Annotated in this window: 9 protein-coding genes and 1 pseudogene; 6 read left to right on the top strand and 4 right to left on the bottom strand. The window is 56.4% G+C overall.

What is annotated here, in order from left to right; all coding sequences use genetic code 11:
* Nucleotides 1-346: 346 nt before the first annotated feature.
* Nucleotides 347-1006: a response regulator transcription factor gene (locus ASF69_RS15470; RefSeq protein ID WP_062589101.1), complete on the top strand. Its 660-nt coding sequence runs from the start codon at nt 347-349 to the stop codon at nt 1004-1006.
* Here the strand turns inward: ASF69_RS15470 and ASF69_RS15465 are convergent.
* Nucleotides 1003-2331 carry an ATP-binding protein gene (locus ASF69_RS15465; protein ID WP_156462082.1) on the bottom strand — a complete coding sequence of 443 codons (1329 nt, stop codon included), beginning with the start codon at nt 2329-2331 and terminating at the stop codon, nt 1003-1005. The genes ASF69_RS15470 and ASF69_RS15465 overlap by 4 nt on opposite strands.
* Nucleotides 2332-2721: 390 nt before the next feature.
* Between ASF69_RS15465 and ASF69_RS15460 the strand changes: the two genes are divergently transcribed.
* The 4 genes from ASF69_RS15460 (at nt 2722) to ASF69_RS15445 (ending at nt 15613) form a co-directional block, all read left to right on the top strand.
* Nucleotides 2722-9918, top strand: a complete 7197-nt coding sequence (locus ASF69_RS15460; RefSeq protein ID WP_062588998.1) for a peroxidase family protein — start codon at nt 2722-2724, stop codon at nt 9916-9918.
* A gap of 72 nt (nt 9919-9990) precedes the next feature.
* Nucleotides 9991-11754, top strand: a complete 1764-nt coding sequence (locus ASF69_RS15455) for a type I secretion system permease/ATPase (protein WP_062588996.1) — start codon at nt 9991-9993, stop codon at nt 11752-11754.
* A complete protein-coding gene (locus ASF69_RS23130) occupies nt 11751-14270 on the top strand; it encodes a cadherin-like domain-containing protein (protein WP_062588994.1) in 2520 nt (839 codons plus the stop codon). Before ASF69_RS15455 ends, ASF69_RS23130 begins: the two co-directional genes overlap by 4 nt.
* Before the next feature lie 20 nt (nt 14271-14290).
* Entirely contained in the window at nt 14291-15613 is a 1323-nt protein-coding gene (locus tag ASF69_RS15445; protein ID WP_244475494.1) for an HlyD family type I secretion periplasmic adaptor subunit, read from the top strand.
* Nucleotides 15614-15696: 83 nt separating this feature from the next.
* On the opposite strand, the pseudogene ASF69_RS22800 reads toward ASF69_RS15445, so the two are convergent.
* Nucleotides 15697-16019: pseudogene (locus tag ASF69_RS22800) on the bottom strand (Tn3 family transposase); the annotation flags it as partial.
* On the opposite strand from ASF69_RS22800, the gene ASF69_RS23265 reads away from it, so the two are divergent.
* The gene (locus tag ASF69_RS23265; protein ID WP_162238089.1) at nt 15925-16452 is read left to right on the top strand and encodes a hypothetical protein; all 528 of its coding nucleotides are present in this window, start codon (nt 15925-15927) and stop codon (nt 16450-16452) included. The pseudogene ASF69_RS22800 and the gene ASF69_RS23265 sit on opposite strands and share 95 nt — an antisense overlap.
* Before the next feature lie 344 nt (nt 16453-16796).
* Here ASF69_RS23265 and ASF69_RS15430 read toward each other — a convergent pair whose 3' ends face one another.
* Complete coding sequence (locus tag ASF69_RS15430) at nt 16797-17837, bottom strand: alpha/beta hydrolase (protein WP_156462080.1); 1041 nt, start codon at nt 17835-17837, stop codon at nt 16797-16799.
* Nucleotides 17834-19171 (bottom strand): hypothetical protein, encoded by a 1338-nt coding sequence (locus ASF69_RS15425; protein WP_062588986.1) that lies wholly within the window; start codon nt 19169-19171, stop codon nt 17834-17836. The genes ASF69_RS15430 and ASF69_RS15425 overlap by 4 nt, the downstream gene beginning before the upstream one ends.
* Between the last annotated feature and the right edge of the window lie 325 nt (nt 19172-19496).

Genomic DNA, 19496 nt, shown 5'->3' with positions numbered 1-19496 from the left:
CCTGCAAGGTGCTGGTCGGTGGCCGGGTCTTTTGTCGATCACCCCTGTCTTTATAAGGTTTTGCTCGATAGGAATGTAACGGAACTTCGCCCGCCGCAGTCCTGTTGCGGGAGTGTATAGTTGAGATGAGTAGTCGATTTTCATGCCTGAAGTGGGCGTGACGCCAGGTTTCACATCGGGCACCGCGCGTTTGTCTCAAGTGACCTTGATCTTAATCCCGCTTCTATGAGTAATCCGAAATAGCTACGTTGATGTAGGTGTATTTTATAAGTACTCAAAATGTGCTACATTGACTTGAAATTACTATAGTAATATCAATCATGTTTACTCTATGTGGGGTGTAATCATGAGTCCGATCTCGGTGGCGCTGGTTGATGATCACCCCTTAATGCTTGCTGGATTGACTGAAATCCTCAGGAAACAGCCAGCATTTTCAGTCACAGCAACTGGGTCGAGCGCTGATGATATACTGGATATCGGCCTGAGATTGGCGCCAGACGTCTTTGTCGTCGACCTGATGATGCCGGGAAACATTTTCGAAGCAATCGCAAAACTGGTCGAAAAAGTCCGAACGAAAATTCTGGTGTTTACCGCAATGACGGGTAGCGATTACGCTGTGCGGGCACTTAATGCTGGCGCAAGCGGCTACGTTCTCAAAGGAAGCAGTGCACAGGAGCTCCTCCAAGCCATCGCAACCGTCCATAGGGGCGATATGTTCATTACTCCTGCATTTGCCTGCAAGGTCATCGAAGAGCTTAAGTTGGCCTCTCTCAAGAAAATCACCGGGGCCGAAGTAAAACTGAGCATACGTGAAGGCCAGATCATTAGGATGCTTCTACGAGGTTTCACAAATCGGCAAATTGCGGCCGACCTGCAGATCGGCGAAAAAACCGTCAAAAACTATATGACTATCCTGATGCAGAAGTTGAATGTAAGAAATCGTCTGGAAGTATTACTTGCTGCTCAGAAACTTGAAGGCGGCTCTGATACTGTCATACGTCACTAGATGCCATTCCCCTCCATCGGCACCACGACCTGAAGCTCCGTTCCAGAGCGCGGGCGCTTCCGGATTTCAACTCTACCGCCAAAGGCTTCGACGCGGTTGCGAATACCCTGCAGGCCGAGCGGCCTGCGACGGCCTTGGGCGAGGTTCAATCCAAAACCAGGTCCATCGTCGGCAATGACGACGGTGATGGTCAATGGGTCTGCTGAGGCCGATACCCGCTGGTCGCGTCCGCCGCCATGCTGGAAAGCATTGTTGAGCCCTTCCTGTACGACGCGATAAAGACAGATCTTCAGCGGGTGCACGACACGCTCGGGCAGGCCGTCATAGTGCTGTGTGACCTTCGAGCCGGTTGTATATTCGTGTTGATCGACCGCCATGCCTAGGGCCGACTCCAACGTCATGTGTTCGATTTCCGGCATTACCAGTCCGGTTGAAAGCTCTCGTAACTCCGTCAAGACCTGACCTGCAATATGCGAGGGAGTAAGATCGACCTCCGAGACGACGGGCGCGCTGTCAATCGTCGTCGTACATTGGATGGGTGCCTCTGAAAAACCTCCAAGCTTGAGGATCAACAGGCTGAGCAGTTGAACGGGACCATCGTGCAGATCAGCACCGATCCGGTTCAGGATCTGCTCATTGGACTTCGTTGCATCCATTCGCGCCCTGTCGGCTGCCTTACGAAGCTCGGTATTCTGCTCTGCCAAGGTCTGGGCCTGAGCAAGCTGCATCTTCAACGTCGTCCTTTGATGAGCGATGATATTGCTCGCCCGCTGGACGATGAGGTACAACAACGCCATGATGGCGAGTGTTGTTGCACCTACGATCGCCCATGTCTGACGCTGAACCATATCGCGCTGAACGATGAATTCGTCAGCATCCTCGTAGAGCTCTCCGACTGCGATGATGTCGTGCGTACCGGCACGGTAGATCGGTGCATAGATTTCGATGAGAGATCTATCAGCCTTCTCTCCATCGCCTTCACCGTCGTCGTGGCCGTATTCAAGTTGCGCGACGACTTGACCGGCGAAGGCCCGCTTCAGATCGGGCGATGGAAACACCCTTCCAATCAGGGACTTGTTGGTGCTGTAGATGACCATCCCATCATTGCGCCAGATCTTGAATCCTTCGACCCGGCGTGCGAGGTCAGTGCCGATTAGCAGGTCGTCAAGTTCCTTGCTGCGGGTTTGGGAAACCTGTGGATCTTGTGCAGACCCCTCGACATGGCGGGCAAGGAAACCCTCCATGTAAAGGGCGCCGGACTCGGTCCTGCTTCTCAGCTGATTTTCGGCAATCTGGCCATTAAGCCACTCGCCAAGAATTGCCATCGAACTGCAGATGACCAGCCCGGCAACTATCAAAAATTGCTGTTTCAGATCAAGAGTATGCCAATAATTTAAGAACCCGGTTCTCATGTAGACAGAGCTCTTCTTGAAAGGGACGTAAGTCACATTTGTTTCCGGGCCTAAAGTCCCGGCCTCCTGAAGACCAAAGTCCATGAATGTCAGTGGACCTTTGGAACTATCTCCTAGCCTTGCCTCAAGACATTATCTGATCATCGCAGACAATGCTGAAGATTTTCTATTGGCGTTCGCAATCTCATCTCCAGAACCCCAGTCCAAAAACTGCAGCAAAGCAGACGATGCCTGCGAATGCAGGGTGGGGAAAAGCATCGCCGGAACAATAGTGTTTTCCGGACAATCCGAGGGGAGAGTAAAATGGTCACCTATATTCGGTCGGATCTCGATTTCATCTTGAAACAGATCAAAATCGCGGAAGCGGACGCCGCCTTCCGGCAAGGCACATCGACCGGCGATCCGAACAACGTCGCAAAGCCGTTGTTCGGGGTCGGTGGCTCGATCCCGACCTATAATCTCTCTTGGGGCCTGCGCACCGTTGACGGGACCTACAACAACCCTCTGCATCCGGAATGGGGTGCTGCCGATAACGAATTCCCCGAACCCCTCGGCACCCAGTTCAAGACGATCATGGTGCCTGCCGGGCCTGGTGGGGCCTTGGTTCCCGTCACCTATCAGCCCGGCGTCGACAATGACGGGCCTGGCTCCGCAGGTGCTGGTGATGTCTTCGACCCCTATGTCCGTACGGTCTCAAACCTGATCGTCGATCAGACGCTCGGCAATCCCTCAGCGATATTGACGGCGCTGCAGCGTGCGGGCATCGTTCCCGCAGCCCAGCAGATGACTGTAACGGCGCAGATTACCGCCGCCTATCAGCCGCTCAAGCCACTGTTCAATGACGTGGGGACAGCCGAGCGGCTGAACGCCGAAGCCCAGGCAGCGGCATCCGCGAGTCCCGGTAATCAGTCTCTGCAGGCTGCCGCAGCAGCGACCGCAGCCAACCTAGCCACCGCACGGGCCGCTCTCGATGCCCAGGATGACGCACTGGTCGCGCTGCTGGATGCCAACGGCGTCGAGCTCGATGGCGTCAATGTCGTCATCACCAATGCGGCGCCTGACGAAGGACTGTCGGCACCGTTCAATTCCTGGTTCACCTTGTTCGGCCAATTCTTCGATCACGGTCTCGACCTCGTCGCCAAAGGTGGCAACGGCACCGTTTTCATCCCGCTGATGCCCGATGATCCGCTTTATGTCGAAGGCAGCGATACCAACTTCATGGTTCTGACACGCGCTACCCTGGCTGGTCCCGGCGCCGATGGCATCATGAACGACGATCCGACAACGGCGGTCAACGAAGCCGCTGATAATACCGATCGTCCGGTCAACACGACCACCTCATTCGTTGACCAGAACCAGACTTATACCTCCCATCCGTCTCATCAGGTTTTCCTCCGCGCCTATGTGCTAAACCCTGCTGGCGATCCGGTCTCGACGGGCAAGCTTATCGAAGGCGGCAATGGTGGCATGGCCACCTGGGCTGATCTCAAGGCGCAGGCAGCCGACCTGCTGGGCATCCAGCTTGTCGATGCCAATGTCGGCAACGTTCCGTTGCTCGCCACCGATCCCTATGGCGAATTCATCCGCGGCGCCAATGGCTACCCGCAGATGGTGACAGCAACGGGCCTCGTAGAAGGCGACCCCACGGCCAATGGAGGATTGGGCGTCCTCGTTCCGGAGAATGCTATCTTTACCGGTCATGCCTTCCTGGCCGACATCGCGCATAATGCGGTACCGGACGGCCTGGCCGACGGCGATATCGAAATCGGGCTGGAAAACCCCGGCAATGAGCCTGGTGTCTACGACAACGAATTGCTCGATGCGCACTATGTTGCCGGCGATGGCCGCGCCAACGAGAATATTGGTCTGACAGCGGTACACCACGTGTTCCATTCGGAACATAACCGGCTAGTCGAGCATACCCAGGAAGTGGTGTTTGCAGATGCCGTTGCGATGCTGGACGGCGGCGCGTCGCAGGCCGAGGCTGTTGCCTTCCTGAACGAATGGCTCGTTAGCGATGTTACCGAGGTTCCCGCCAACGCGGATAGCCTCGTCTGGGATGGCGAGCGCCTCTTCCAGGCTGCCAAGTTCGGCACCGAGATGCAGTATCAGCACCTGGTGTTTGAAGAGTTCGCCCGCAAGATCCAGCCGAACATCAACGTGTTCCTGGTTCCAGACGGGTTTGACGTCACCATCGATCCGTCGATTGTCGCCGAGTTCGCCCACGTAGTATATCGCTTCGGCCACTCGATGCTGACGGAGTCGATCGACCGCTTCGATCCAAACTTCAACCCCGACCATATTGGCCTGATCGAGGGTTTTCTCAATCCGCTCCAGTTCGAGAACAATGGCGGGACAGCGACCGTTGATGCGGATATCTCAGCAGGCGCAATCGTTCGCGGCATGACGCGGCAGGCAGGCAACGAGATCGACGAGTTCGTCACAAGTGCGTTGCGCAACAATCTGCTCGGCCTGCCGCTCGATCTTGCGACCATCAACCTGGCGCGTGGCCGCGATACCGGCGTGCCATCACTGAATGCGGCACGCACGCAGTTCTTCAACGCCACCAATCAGGATGTTTTGCTCAAGCCCTATGAGAGCTGGGTCGATTTCGCCGGTCATCTGAAGCACGAGGCCTCGATCATCAATTTCGTCGCAGCCTACGGCACACATGCACTGATTGACGGCCAGACGACACTCGAAGAAAAGCGTAATGCGGCGCTTACCATTATTACAGGTGTGTCGGTCGGCGGACTTGCAATCCCTGCAGATCGCCTCGACTTCCTGAACGCGACCGGAGCCTATGCCGGCGGAACGCTTGGCGGTCTCAACAATGTCGATCTCTGGATCGGCGGACTGGCCGAAGCGATCATGCCATTCGGTGGCATGCTTGGCTCGACCTTCAACTTCGTCTTCGAAATGCAGATGGAAAAGCTGCAGAGCGGCGACCGCTTCTACTATCTGCAGCGTCTTGACGGTCTGCATCTCTTCGGCGAGATGGAGAACAACTCCTTCGCCGCGATGATCATGCGCAATACCGATGCCACCCATCTGCCGTCGGACGTGTTCTCGACCCCCGGCCTCATTCTCGAGGTCAACCAGGCCCGCCAGTTTAACGATCTCGATGGCGACGGCACTCTGGAGAGCACCGATCCGCTCGGCGATGGCATTCTCACGCAGCTTGTCATCCGCAACAATCCGGCAACTGTAGGCCCAGACACCAACTATCTGCGCTATACCGGAGGCGACCATGTGGTCATGGGCGGTACCGAAGCCAACGATACCATAATTGCGGGTATCGGCGACGACACGCTGTTTGGCGATGGCGGCAACGACCGTCTCGAAGGCGGGTTCGGCAACGACATCATCAATGGTGGTGACGGCGACGACATCATCGTCGACAGCGGCGGTGACGACAACATCAAGGCAGGCAAGGGCAATGACGTCGTCCATGCCGGGCCTGGTCTCGACCTTGTAATGGGCAATGACGGCCAGGACTTCATCTTCCTCGGCACGGACATGGGCTCGGAAGTCTTCGCCGGCACCGGCAACGACTTCATATACGGCAACAAAAACGCCGAACGCATCCTCGGCAACGAGGGTAATGACTGGATCGAAACCGGCACCTTTGACGGCGCCCCTGGCGATAACTTCGACGAAGTATTTTCGCATGACGAAATCGATGGGCACGACGTGTTCCTGGGCGATGGCGGCTTCGACGAGTTCATCGGCGAAGGCGGCGACGAAATCTTCGTCGGCAGCGCCGGTCGCGGCAAGATGGTGGGCATGTCCGGCTTCGACTGGGCAACCTATAAGGACAAGCCGAACTTCGTGAACGCCGACTTGTCGATCCCGATCGTCTTCGACGAGGCCCCGACACTGCCTCAGAACGCTGCGCTCGACGAATATGAATCGGTCGAAGGTCTGTCGGGCACGCGGTTCAACGACGTCCTGACGGGTACCAACCTGCTCGCTGCAGATCGGCTTCCCACGCTTCAAGGGGGTACCGAAGGTTATCAGGGTAGCGCCCTCGACGCTGAAGGCATCGCCCTGATCGCTGGCCTGCAGGAAGTCCTCGGAGCTGGGGTCACTGAATATAGCGCTGGCGACATCATTCTTGGCGGCGACGGCAGCGACGTCATCACCGGTCAGGCCGGCGATGACATCATCGACGGCGACAAGTGGCTCGACGTGCAGATCGGTGTCTTTGCAGCAGGTGACACGGAGCACACCGGTCAGCCGATCGCGCTGCACAACAGCATGACGACGCTCGCAGCCGCCATGTTCAACGGCACGATCAACCCCGGCCAACTGTCAATCGTTCGGACGATCCGCAACAACAATGATCAGCCGGACAGCGACAACATTGCCGATGTCGACAGAGCCGTATTCTCCGGTGCCAGGGCCGAATATGACATCACCTTCAATCCCAACGGCACCGTGACCGTGGCCCATACCGGTGGGCTGGCCACTGACGGTACGGACACAGTCCGCAACGTCGAAATCCTGGATTTCACCGATCAGGACATCTCGCTTTTGGCGCCGACGCTCGACCTGCATGGACCGACGGCGTCTACGGCCACGGCTACAGTGGCACAGGCCTACCGGGACACGTTTACCGCCAACGCCTATAATAACAATAACGGCGTTTCGGCCTGGGGAGGCGCCTGGACCGAGACCGGCGACAATGCGAGCGCGGCAGGCGGTGACGTGAATGTCGGCGGCGGCAGGCTGCAATTTGTTGCAGGCATAGATGGTGGCGAGGCTCTGGCCCGCTCGGTAAATCTTACAGGTGTCACCAGAGCCACCCTGACGTTCGACTGGCAAGCCGTTGGCCTCGACGCTGGCGAAACGGTGTCAATCCAGGTGCGTAATACAACAAATCCAAACGGTGCATGGACGAACCTGCAGACGATTGGCGGCAACGCGACCGACACCTTCTCGTTGGCCCTCCCCGCAGGCATGATCGGAGCGAATACGCAGATCCGCTTCCTGACCGCAGGCACTTTCGAAGGCGGCGAAAACTTCTTCGTTGATAATGTCAATATACGCACGGAGATCGATACGGTCACGCCTGTCCCGGGGGCGCCTGGCAACAATTACGAGACGAATTATGCTGAAAACGGCGCGCCCGTCGCAATAGCGCTGGGCGCTCTGATCACCGATGACGGCGCAAGCATCGCTTCGGCCCGTGTCGTCCTCACCAATGCCAGCGCAGGCGATGTCCTGTCGGTGCTTGGTATCCTACCGGGCGGCATCACATCGTCGGCCGACAATAGTGTCGCGGGGCGGATCACCCTGACGCTGACGGGCAATGCCTCGCTGGCCGCCTATCAAACGGCGATCCAGCAGGTGCGGTACGCCAACAGTTCTGAAAACCCTCTAGCAGGTGATCGTGCACTGCAAGTCACCGTCAATGACGGTCTGCTCGACAGCCCGGTTTCGACGACGACAATCCATGTCACTGCTACCAACGATGCGCCGGTCGCCAATAACGACACTATCATCACGAACGTGGCCCAGAATACCAGCTTCACGATCTCGCATGCGGCTCTGCTCGCCAACGATACCGACCCGGAAGGTTCACCGGTCACCATCACAGCTGTGGGTGGCGCCAACGGCCTGGCAACGGGTCCGACATCGGGAGCAGGCATCATTACCCTCTCCGACAATGCAACGGCCGGAGGCTCCTTCTTCTATACAGGCAGCGACGGAACCCTGACCGACCCTGCAACGGTTAACATCACCCGCGTCGCGACCGCCAACATTGCCGGCACCGGCGCCAACGACATCATCATTGGAAACGGCGCGGTCAATACGATCACCGGTGGCGGCGGTAACGACAACATCAATGCTGGCGATGGCAACGACACGATCAGCGGCGGTACCGGCGACGACATCATTCTCGCGGGCACCGGCAATGACACCATCACCTGGAATGCAGCGGGCGCGACAGATGGTTTCGACATGGTCAATGGCGAGGCCGGTGGCATAGACACGTTCATCGTAAACGGGGTGGCCGGAACAGCCGAAATATTCCGCATCTATGAAAAGTCAGCAGCCATCGCGGCCGGCATTGCGGTGTCTGGAGCCCTCACAGAGATCGTCATTACCCGCACCGTCGGACTGACGACCACCATCATCGCCGAGCTCGACAATATCGAGGAGATCAGCGTCAATACGCTCAATACGACCGCTAACAACAACAACAATCCGAATACACCGGACGGTGGGCTGAACAACGGTGATACGATCCAGGTCATCGGCAATTTCAATGCGCCATTGACCAGCCTGAATTTTAATACGATCACCATCGACGGCAATGCCGGTGACGATACGGTTGACATCTCGGCCCTGACCTCTGCGCATCGCATCGTGTTCCGCTCGAATGGCGGCAACGACACGATCGTCGGCACCTTGCGGCCGCAGGACGTCATTGAACTGCCCGCCGGCGCAACTGCCGACGATTATGTGGTCACGACCGACGCGAACGGCGTGACGACAATGACAAGCAGCCAGCACAGCATTCATTTCACGAGTGAGGGCGGCCTGCCGCAGTTCAGCGACACCGCCAATGGTGAAGACGATACGCCAGCTGCCGACCCGTCAGCCGGCGCTCCTATCGCCGGTACGGCCAACGCTGATGTGCTCGTCGGCACGGCAAGCGGAGAAATGATCGTCGCATTCGCCGGCAACGATGTGGCGACCGGCGGTGCCGGCAACGACATTATGCGTGGCGATGACGGCGACGACCTTCTCAGTGGGGAGGCGGGCAACGACATGGTCTTCGGCGGTGCCGGCAACGACGACCTGCTGGGCGGCGCTGGCAACGACATGCTCTACGGCGATGCGGGATCCGACCGCGTCTTCGGTGACGCCGGTGACGACATGATCCAGACCGGTCTCGGCAACGACACAGCCCATGGTGGCAGCGGCAACGATATGTTCATCGCCGAAGCCAGCGACGGCGATGACGTCTACTACGGTGATGCCGGAAACGACACGCTGGACATGGCGGCGATAACTGCAAACCTGACTGTCGATCTCGGAAGCGGCTTCATGGGCAGAGGCAATGCATCAAGCAGCCAATCGGGCAACGATACGCTGTGGAGCATCGAGAATGTCGTCACGGGTTCCGGAAACGACACGATCACGGCCAATGCCTCAGTTAACATCATCGACGGCGGAGCCGGGAACGACAAGTTCCTGTTCAACTCCGAAAAGGATGCAGATGGCGATACCATCCTCGGCTTCCAGCCAGGAGACAAGATCGACCTGAGCGGCACGGACGCCAACAATGGTGTCTCCGGGAATCAGGCGTTCACGCTTGTGGCCGGTTCCACACTCAGTGGTTCGGCGCAACTGATCGTCACGCACGAGACGCGTGACGATGGTGATTATACCGTCGTCCAGGGAAGCGTCGACGGCGACAGCAGCGCCGAACTACGCCTCAGCATCAAGGGGAACCACAACCTCACCACTACGGACTTCAACCTGTAAAGCGCGAAATGCGGCGTGCCGGCCTCTCCGGCACGCCGCATAGTCCAATATCAGCAAGAAGTGGTGAATGACATGCGTCCTAAAACTCCGTTGACCGGCACGAAGCGCAAACAGATCGAGAAACTCACCCACGGACTGAGAGGAATTTTCGTATTCCTCTTCATCACGTCGGGTGTGATCAACGTTCTCGCGCTGACCGGTTCCTTCTACATGCTGCAGATCTATGATCGCGCGCTGACCAGCGGCAGCGTTCCGACCCTGCTTGGCTTATCGGCACTGGCTATTGGCCTCTACCTCTTCCAGGGATTTTTTGACATCATCCGATCGCAAATTCTGGTGCGCATGGGGGCGAGGCTCGACAGCCGGATCGCGCCCATGGCGCATCAGGTCGCAATCGACATGCCCCGCTTCGGCTTTTCGACAGCCGAGGCTCTCGAGCGCGGACGCGATGTCGATACGGTGCGATCCTTTCTCGGGAGCCAGGGGCCGGTCGCCCTGTTCGACCTGCCCTGGGTGCCTCTCTACCTAGTCTTCGTCTATATTCTGCACCCCTATCTGGGCGCTCTCACCTTCGCCGGAGCTTTCATCCTGTCGATACTGACGATCGTCACAGAACTCATGACCCGCCGCCTCGCGAGTGCCACCCACAAGTCGGGGATAGAACGCAACGCGATTGCCGATTCCAATGCTCGCAACGCCGACATCCTGAAGGCAATGGGTTTTGCAGGGCGCGCGGTCGATCGCTTCAACCGCGCCAATCAGGACCATCTTGAGCTGCAGACACGTACGAACGACATCAGCGGTACGTTCGGAGCGATATCCCGTGTGCTTCGCATGATCCTGCAATCGGCCGTGCTCGGCCTTGGCGCTTGGTTGACGATCCAGGGAGAGCTTTCGGCAGGCGCAATCATTGCAGCATCGGTTGCCTCGGCACGTGCCCTTGCGCCTGTCGATCTCGCCATTGGAAACTGGAAGGGCTTCGTCGCAGCGCGCACGGCCTTCAACAGACTGAAGGAGACTGTGATTGCATTGTCGGGCACCGCTCCGCCAATGACATTGCCGGCACCCGCTTACTCGCTGAAGGTTGAGAAGATAACTGTTGCTGCTCCCGGTTCCGGACGGGTTCTTTTGAGCGAAGTCAGTTTCGAGATCGCCGCAGGACAGGCGCTCGGTATCATCGGCCCAAGCGGCGGCGGCAAGACGACGCTCGCACGCGCCTTGACCGGCGTCTGGCCGACCCTGCGCGGCAGTGTCAGGCTTGACGATGCCGAACTTACGCAATGGTGTGATGCGGATCTCGGGCAGCATGTCGGATATCTGCCACAGGATGTGGCGCTCCTGGATGCGACGATCGAAGAAAACATCTCGCGCCTCGAGCCTCAGGTCGATCCCCGCGCGATCGTTGAAGCCGCCCAGACGACGGGCATTCATGAAATGGTCGTACGTATGCCCGATGGTTACCGTACGGCGCTCGGGCCTCAAGGCATTTCGCTTTCGGCCGGACAACGGCAGCGCATCGGTCTTGCGAGAGCGCTCTATCGCAATCCCTTCATCGTCGTCATGGATGAGCCCAATTCGAACCTAGATGGCGAGGGCGAAATGGCGCTCACCCAGACGATCAAAGCGGTTCGCGCCCGCGGCGGCATCGCGATCGTCATCGCTCACCGGCCGAGTGCGCTTGCGGCCGTTGACATGGTTGCCGTTATCCAGAATGGAAAGATGGTGGCGTTCGGACCCAAGGACGACATCCTCAGACCATCGGTAGCGGACACTAGCAGCAAACCTGCGGCCGCAACACAGGTCGGCTCGCGTATCATAGCGAGGATGTCGGAATGATCGAGGTAAAGGGAACAAAAACCGCAAAGGAAAGTGATGATCCGCACGATCGCTATGTCTTCAGGAATGAGGACAAGCTCTCCAAAGTGCCGATGTTCATGACACTCTTTCTGACGGGATTTGCAGTCTATCTGAAGAGTGCACTTTCGCACCAGCAAGAGGGTTTGCCCCTAGAAGAGACGGAACCTAAGCCACCCACGGATCCTGCAGAAAAGCTGCCGTCGATCGATCCCGTCACCACCGGCACCATAATGCAAACAGAGGCCGAAGAGGGAGAGAAGGCGCAACCCGCAAAGAAGGGTGGTATTCACCTCTCCAACTACAAGAACGCCATAAGTCATCCTCTGGAGGATTCTCCGCCGATCGAATTCAACAGGCTCAACCTGCCCAGTCTGGCATTCCTGAAAACATCGGTTGGAGTTTCGGTGTCCTTCCACGCCTCAAACGATAATGCCTGGACGGTTTCAAAGCCAATATCGCCCGCCCGCTTCCACATGTCAGATGACAATGCCTGGACAGGCCCGAGTCGAACTTCGGCTCCTGACCCAGGTGACTTCAAGCCTCCATCAGCGCCGGTCCCGGAAAAGGCGCCTAACCGCGCACCGCGTGCCGGCAGTTCGGTCACACTCGCCGACGTTTCCGGTTGCGCCATCGCCCTGATCGGTCTTACCGATCTCTTGCGCGGCTCGGTGGATCCCGATGGCGATGTGATGTCGGTCAAGAATATTACTGTTTCTTCCGGCAAGCTTGTACAGACGGCCGGCGGATGGACATATCAAGCCGAGGGGTTTGGCCCCGTAACCATCAATTATCAGATCTCCGATGGCATGGCCTCCGTCGGCCAGACTGCCAGTTTCTCTGTCGTCAAGGCTGCGCCTGTTGTAGGCACAAATGGCGACGACCTATTGGTTGGCACCAGTTGCGGCGATGATATCGACGGCCTGTCCGGCAATGACAATATCGACGCGAGAGATGGCAGCGATACCGTCAATGGCGGCGATGGAAATGATAACATCGTCGCCGGCAACGGCAACGACACGGTCTTTGCGGGTAGCGGCAATGATATCGTTCTCGGCGGCCTGGGCGACGACCACATTTTTGGAGGCACTGGCAACGATAGCCTTTACGGCGAAGACGGCCGCGACAGCCTCTTCGGTGAAGCTGGCGACGATCTGCTGAGCGGCGGCGGCGATAGCGACATCCTCCATGGCGGTGACGGCGATGACGCCCTGAACGGCGACGCCGGCAATGACGTTCTGGAAGGCGAAGCTGGTGATGACAGCCTCTTTGGCGGCGACGGCGCCGACATTCTTCTTGGACAAACAGGCGCCGACAACCTCAATGGCGGTATGGGTAACGACTTTCTGAGCGGCGGCGACGACCGGGACGTCGTCAAGGGAGACGATGGTAACGACACGGTTGCCGGTGATGCCGACCGCTTCGACGACGCCTATGACGGTGGAACGGGGACAGATACCCTCGACTATTCAGGGCTTGCCGAGGCGGTAGAAATCAATCTGGCTGCTGCCAGCGCCTCCGGCATCGAGATCGGCACGGATAAGATCTTGAATTTCGAAATCGTTCGCGCCGGTGCGAGCGACGATTCGGTGACCGGCAGTGCAGAGGCCGAGGAAATGCATGGCAACGCCGGCGATGATTATCTTCGCGGCGGTGACGGTACGGATATTGTGAAAGCCGGTGATGGTGATGACGTCGTTGCCGGCGACCTCGATTGCGTGGCTGACAGCTATGACGGTGGAAGCGGCATAGACACGCTGGATTATTCCGCCGCTGTCATGTCCATTGTCGTGGATCTCAATGCTGCTAATGCAACTGGTCAGGAGATTGGAACCGACGCGATCAGCAATTTCGAAATCATCAAGACCGGCGACGGTGAGGATATCCTGCGCGACGGAGACGCCGCCGAATGCCTCTCGGCCGGCGATGGCGATGACATCATCGTCGCGGCGGCCGATGCGTCGGATGATGATTTCCAGGGAGGTGATGGTGTCGATACGATCGACTATTCGCAGGCCGCCCATGCCGTGCTCATCGACTTGAACACGGGCACGGCCACGGGCTTCGATGTAGGGCATGATGCCATCGATGGTTTTGAAAAGGTCCTTGGCGGAGCCGGTAACGACGTCATCCGTGCCGGTCCGGTGGCTGCTGTCGTCGAAGGAGGCGCGGGCGAGGACACGTTCGAGTTCAGCGTCCCTGCCGGCGAGAGCAGCGCTGCCGTGGTCCATCAGATCCTGGATTTCATGGTCGGGGACCGCATCGACGTGTCCAAATACAAGATCTTCGAAGAGGTTATGGACGGACTGGAGGATCACTTCGAGGAGGTCTACGGCGACAAAGCCGATGCTGATCCATTGCCGATCCGCGTTCGCCATGAGGGAACGGACGAGATGAGCCGTACCTTCATCGAAGTCGATATGGACAGGGATGAATATTACGAAATGACGATCAATCTGACAGGACACCATCTCCTCGTGATCGTAGAGAATACCTGATGGCTGGGGGGAGAAAAGGCGTGCTTCAAAAAGAACCGGACACTAAGCTTGGGCAATCGTCCGAGACGAACAATATGTTTCCTGTCGGAACGCGTGTTCTTGCAGGCGTTGCGCTTGGCTTCCTGCTCTTTGCGGGAGCCGGCGGATGGGCAGCGACGACACAGTTGCGCGGCGCAATCATTGCGTCCGGCGTCATCAAGGTCGATCGCAACCTGAAGTCGATCCAGCATCGCGATGGCGGCATCGTCAGCGAGATCGCCGTTAAGGAAGGTGACATCGTCACCAAGGGGCAGATCATGCTGCGCCTTGACGATGCGCAGACGCGCGCCGAACTCTCGATCGTCAAAACGCAACTCGTCGAGCTGGCGGGACGGCAGGCAAGGCTGATCGCCGAGCGGGAAAATCAGGACGAAATCACCTTTGAGCCTAATTTCTCCACCGAGTTTGCGCTCATCTCATCCGGTGAGCGCCGCCTTTTTGATGGGAACCGCCGCAACAGGCAAAACCAGAAACAACAGCTCCAGTATGGCATATCTCAGCTCGAAGAAGAGCTGAAAGGCCTCATCGCACAGTATGATGCAAAGGACGACGAACTGGACCTCGTGCGAACCGAGCATCACAAGATTAAGGGCCTCGCGGAAAAGAAGCTCATCGATACCTCGCGCAAATATATTATTGACCGCGAACTGGCGAAACTGACGGGCGAGAGCGGAGAGATTCACGCTAATATCGCCCGGTCGAGAGCCCGGATGAGCGAGATCCAGGTTCAGATTATCGCCATCGACGAAGCCGCGCGCACCGAGGCTCAGCGCGAGCTCAGTGTCGTCGAACCGAAACTATCCGAATTGCGCGAGCGGCGCATAGCTGTCGAGGATCGGCTGGCGCGAACCGATATCCGGGCACCACTATCGGGAACTGTGAACGAGCTTTTCGTACACACCATCGGCGGAGTCATTACGCCTGCGGAGAAACTGGTGACGCTTGTGCCGGCTGACGCTGCACTGAAGATAGAAGCCAGACTGTCTCCCACCGACATCGACCAGGTCTCCATCGGTCAGGAAGCTAGGATGCGATTTTCCGCCTTCAACCAGCGCGCGACGCCGGAGCTTGACGGCAATATCGCTTACATCTCCGCTGCCACCAGCACCGATCCTGCGACGGGCCAGATATTCTATCTCGCCGACGTTGCCGTCCCCGCTACCGAGATCGCCAAACTCGGCGTCAACAAACTACTTCCCGGCATGCCGGTTGAGGTTTTCGTTTCCACGGAGGAGCGAACCGCCATATCGTTCCTGGCCAAACCGCTCACGGATCAATTCAACAGGGCATTCCGCGAGGAATAATTCCGTCCGAGCTAAGGTGGTGAACTTGGAGTCAGAACAAGAGCAGTGCAAAATCGTCCGCTAGGGGCGAACGGACTGAGAACTTATGCTACCCGCCGTAGCCCAATTGGCAGGCGGAGCGGTCGAAATCCGTTGCTCATCTGATGTTCGGCATCCCAGGTGTAGATGCCTGTAAGGTTGATATGTTCCCAACTCAGCGGCGAGATGTGCTTCAACAGAGTATCGGAAAGTCTCGTCCCACTCGTTTCAGCTGTGTGACCGCGCGATCAAGATAGACCATATTCCAGTGCACGATTGCACTGACGACGAGATTGAGCCCTGAGGCGCGGAATGCTTGGCTCTCGAACGACCGGTCGCGGATATCGCCCCGCTCGTGGAAGAACACAGCCCGTTTCATCTTATGGCTCACTGGCAAATCCGCTTCTACCAAGCGTGATAATAAACAACATGCACAAAACAGCGATCTTCATGGGAACGACAGCAATAAGCACAAGACAGTTAAGCGAAAGCCCATCTTTGACAGCATTATTGATGAATATGTTTTGGAGGGTGAAAGGCTCCTCATACAAAAAGAAACGACAAAACGGGATGCCAGAATTGTAGCAAAAGCAAAGAGGCAGTTTGGCAGCATATGTCAGGTTTGCAGTTTTGATTTTGGAGAGGTTTATGGCGAAATTGGGCGGGGTTTCGTCGATGCTCATCACATCGATCCACTGCATCTTAGGGCGGGTAAGAGCCGTCGCACCTCTGTCAATGATTTCGCACACCGGACTGTCAGCGCGCTTACGATTGAGCAACTCAAAGCCATCGTCGCCGGGAACAAAATTCGTCCGACATGATTAACACTGCTCAAAGCGGCGGATTTGGTCAGATTACCCCCGCATCCACCTTTTGCTTTTCTCAGCAAATTTCTTTTATGTACATTTTGTCAGACTTGGGCGTGAGCGCACTCCATAGTGGACACATAGCCTGATATCGCAGATCGAAGTTGCATTTGGATTGAGCAGTAGACCATCGCATCTCCTAATTGTTGACTAATTATCAATCGCGCTTGGGACTACTGGTTCTAAGCCTTTCAAGAGCACTTGCGTTCGAGCGTCAAGAATTACCGACGGAGATATCCCCGATATGCGCTGCTGTGTACCATTGCTCGGGCCTCCCATCATCGGGGTCACCGTGTTGACTATTTTCGAAACGCTATCTCGACACCATAGTCCAGCCGCGTATCGGGTGGAATATTATCATACCAGTTCTCAAGGACAGGCGCGGAATTTGTCTTGTCGGCGAATTTCCTACTAATTAGGTCGCTTACAACGTCGATTACTACGTCATCTTTGTGAATTTCAACGTGGTTCAAATCAGAACATACTGCGAGGCCAACATGCGCATAGGTTGCTCGCCGCGAACCTTTCGGCCCACCATAACTATCCTGCTTCTCTGTCCCTCTTGGGCATTGCATCAGGCTGTTACTGGATTCCTCGACTATGCCGTCGTGCGGTCTTTTGATCCTTGCTAAGGATGTTCGCAGTAGAGCGCCTTCAAGCACGCTAAACGATGCCCCATCAACGCGGCGAGGCAATTCCCACACGCTTCTGTCCTCATGGTAGAAGCGTCCTGGGATCGAGACGTAGTCGACATCAATAGCATTTTTGAAACTCGCGCGCTGTTCCTCAATGAGGGAAGCGACCTTGCTCAGGCTTACGATTCCTGATCGGCGAGGGAAGAGTGCGAAGGCGTAGTTCGTGCTCTGGTGAGCCAATTGGGTCAGGACGCTCAATTGCGACAACCGCATTGCACCGGCGTTTGGGGTCCCAAGAAGAAACAAAATTCGAATGAATTTCAATGGCTTAGTGAGTATTGCAAAACGGGAAACGAGGCCGCCCATACTGTGGGCAACGAGAGCAACACGATCGTCAGCGCCGAACCCCTCGTCTTCGAGAGACTCAGCGAGCAGGCGTCCATTCCTTTCAATGGAATCGTTGAACGGATAATCGAAGTAGTAGTAGTCGATATTCCCCAAGTCTGCATTTTTTCCCATTAGAGCGCGCGCCGTCTTGAACGTGCAGTGGGAAGAGAAAATCCCATGGATGAAGACAACAGCCTGACGAGGCCGTCGAACCTTTTGACGACGATGCGCTACGCCGCCATGGTCAGTATCGTTCTCCGACGCGCGCACCTTGCCACTTTGTGGCCATTCTACGAGCCTAGCCGAGCGTTCGATCACGAGCGTATGTCCTTATAAATAACTATAGCAATGTGGATAGCCGTGGAATTGTCAGAATCAAGAACTCCAAGGCAGTTTATCCTGAGAAGGAGACGGACAATTTTGTTGTTTTTGTCGCGTTTTGTTGTGGCAGAAACGGGAAATGAGAAGTGTGACCATTTCTCATTCAGGTCGCAAATTAGGACAATAGCGCTTATGTCTTCGTCCTTTATTTTTTCGATGTAAGACGCACTATTTTGATCTTGCTTAAATAAAGCTGCATCGATGCTGGCATAAATGAAGTTCTGGTTGAGGCGGAATGGTTTTAGCTCCAACTGACCAAGCGATGTGAAGTAGGTGTTTTCGCTAGAGCCGCGGTTTACCGGGATTTTAGGCGAAACAAGTACGATTTCTTCCGATTCTTCGAAGCTCAATTGAGGAACTCCTACCGGTAGCGAACGCGTCCAGTTTGAACCCGACTTCCCGAGTCGATGGGTATCGCCGCCAACACGCTCGCTCGTGAATAGAGAGCCCGCGGCGTCCGGTCGGTCAAGGCTTAGAAATGCGAGAACGCTTTTATCAAGGGCAGTGTTGTTTGAGCTTAAGTGGAGTCCTGCCACCAAGGCGAGGAGCCCCACGTCTTGCGCAATACCTTCATAATCTTCTCGACCGAAGAACACGGAACTGAGTGCCTGCAACAAGTGCCTCAGCCGACTACGTAGGTAGGTATGCTCCTGCAAAAGTAGGGGCAGATCGAAGTCAGTTTGTGCTTCGGCAAACACCTGCCGTGCCATTTGCCATCCAGGCTGCTGCCGAGGGTCAGAAACGCCTGCTTCCGCTAGGGTCTGAAGATACAGAAGTGCGGAAAACAACTCCAGGTCGCGTCTCTGGAGATAGAGCGGAGACTGCTTGAACAATGGATTCCTGATGTAGCGGAAGCGGCCCTCATTGATATCTCGCACCCCGCCCGCGAGGTCGATGATGCCATCATGGGGTGACTGAGAGATTTGAATTGAGCGTGCCGGAATGACGTTTGTGGCGGAGACTGCCGAAATGGTCGGTGGAGCGCTATCCGCTCTTAGTTCCCAACGAAAACATTCAGAGGCTTGCCCTTCGTCCAGAATCGCGTCCAACAAGCGTTGCGTTAGGTCAGGATGGCCGGAATGCGTCAGATCCACATCGGCGGTAAATGGCGTCAGACCAAACAGATCAACGTGTTCGCCTTTGTATGATGGTCGCCGGTTGGAGAGAAGGTATCTGAAAACGACGCCACCCCGCAGGCGTATCGATACGTTGTAGCGGCGGGCAATACGCTCAATGTGCTGGAGCTGCTCAATATGCCATATCGGGTTCATGTTTACACTCGCGTTGTTCTTCACATTTAATCACTATTGCAATGTCAGATTCAACACCGAGTTGTAGGAAGATCTCATAGAATTGGCCCCTGCGAAAAGGGCGCTTTATAATCCTGAGTTTGCAAACCGATAACCGCCTCAATAGCGGAAGCTCCGCCTGCATTCTCAAATTCAATCGCTCGCGAGAAGCTAAGTTTACGGCCTGTTTAGAAAATTTGATCCCGCAAAATTACCTATTAACGGGGTCGCTGGTTCGAGCCCTTTCAAGGCGTTACGATGCGGAGTGGGTTCAAATTGAAAGCGGTCGTAAACAATGATGACTTGC

The sequence above is a fragment of the Rhizobium sp. Leaf311 genome (genome assembly GCF_001423445.1).
In the GTDB taxonomy this organism is placed as follows: domain Bacteria; phylum Pseudomonadota; class Alphaproteobacteria; order Rhizobiales; family Rhizobiaceae; genus Agrobacterium.
Note: the sequence above shows the minus strand (reverse complement) of the source record. Positions and strands in the feature narration are given on the sequence as shown.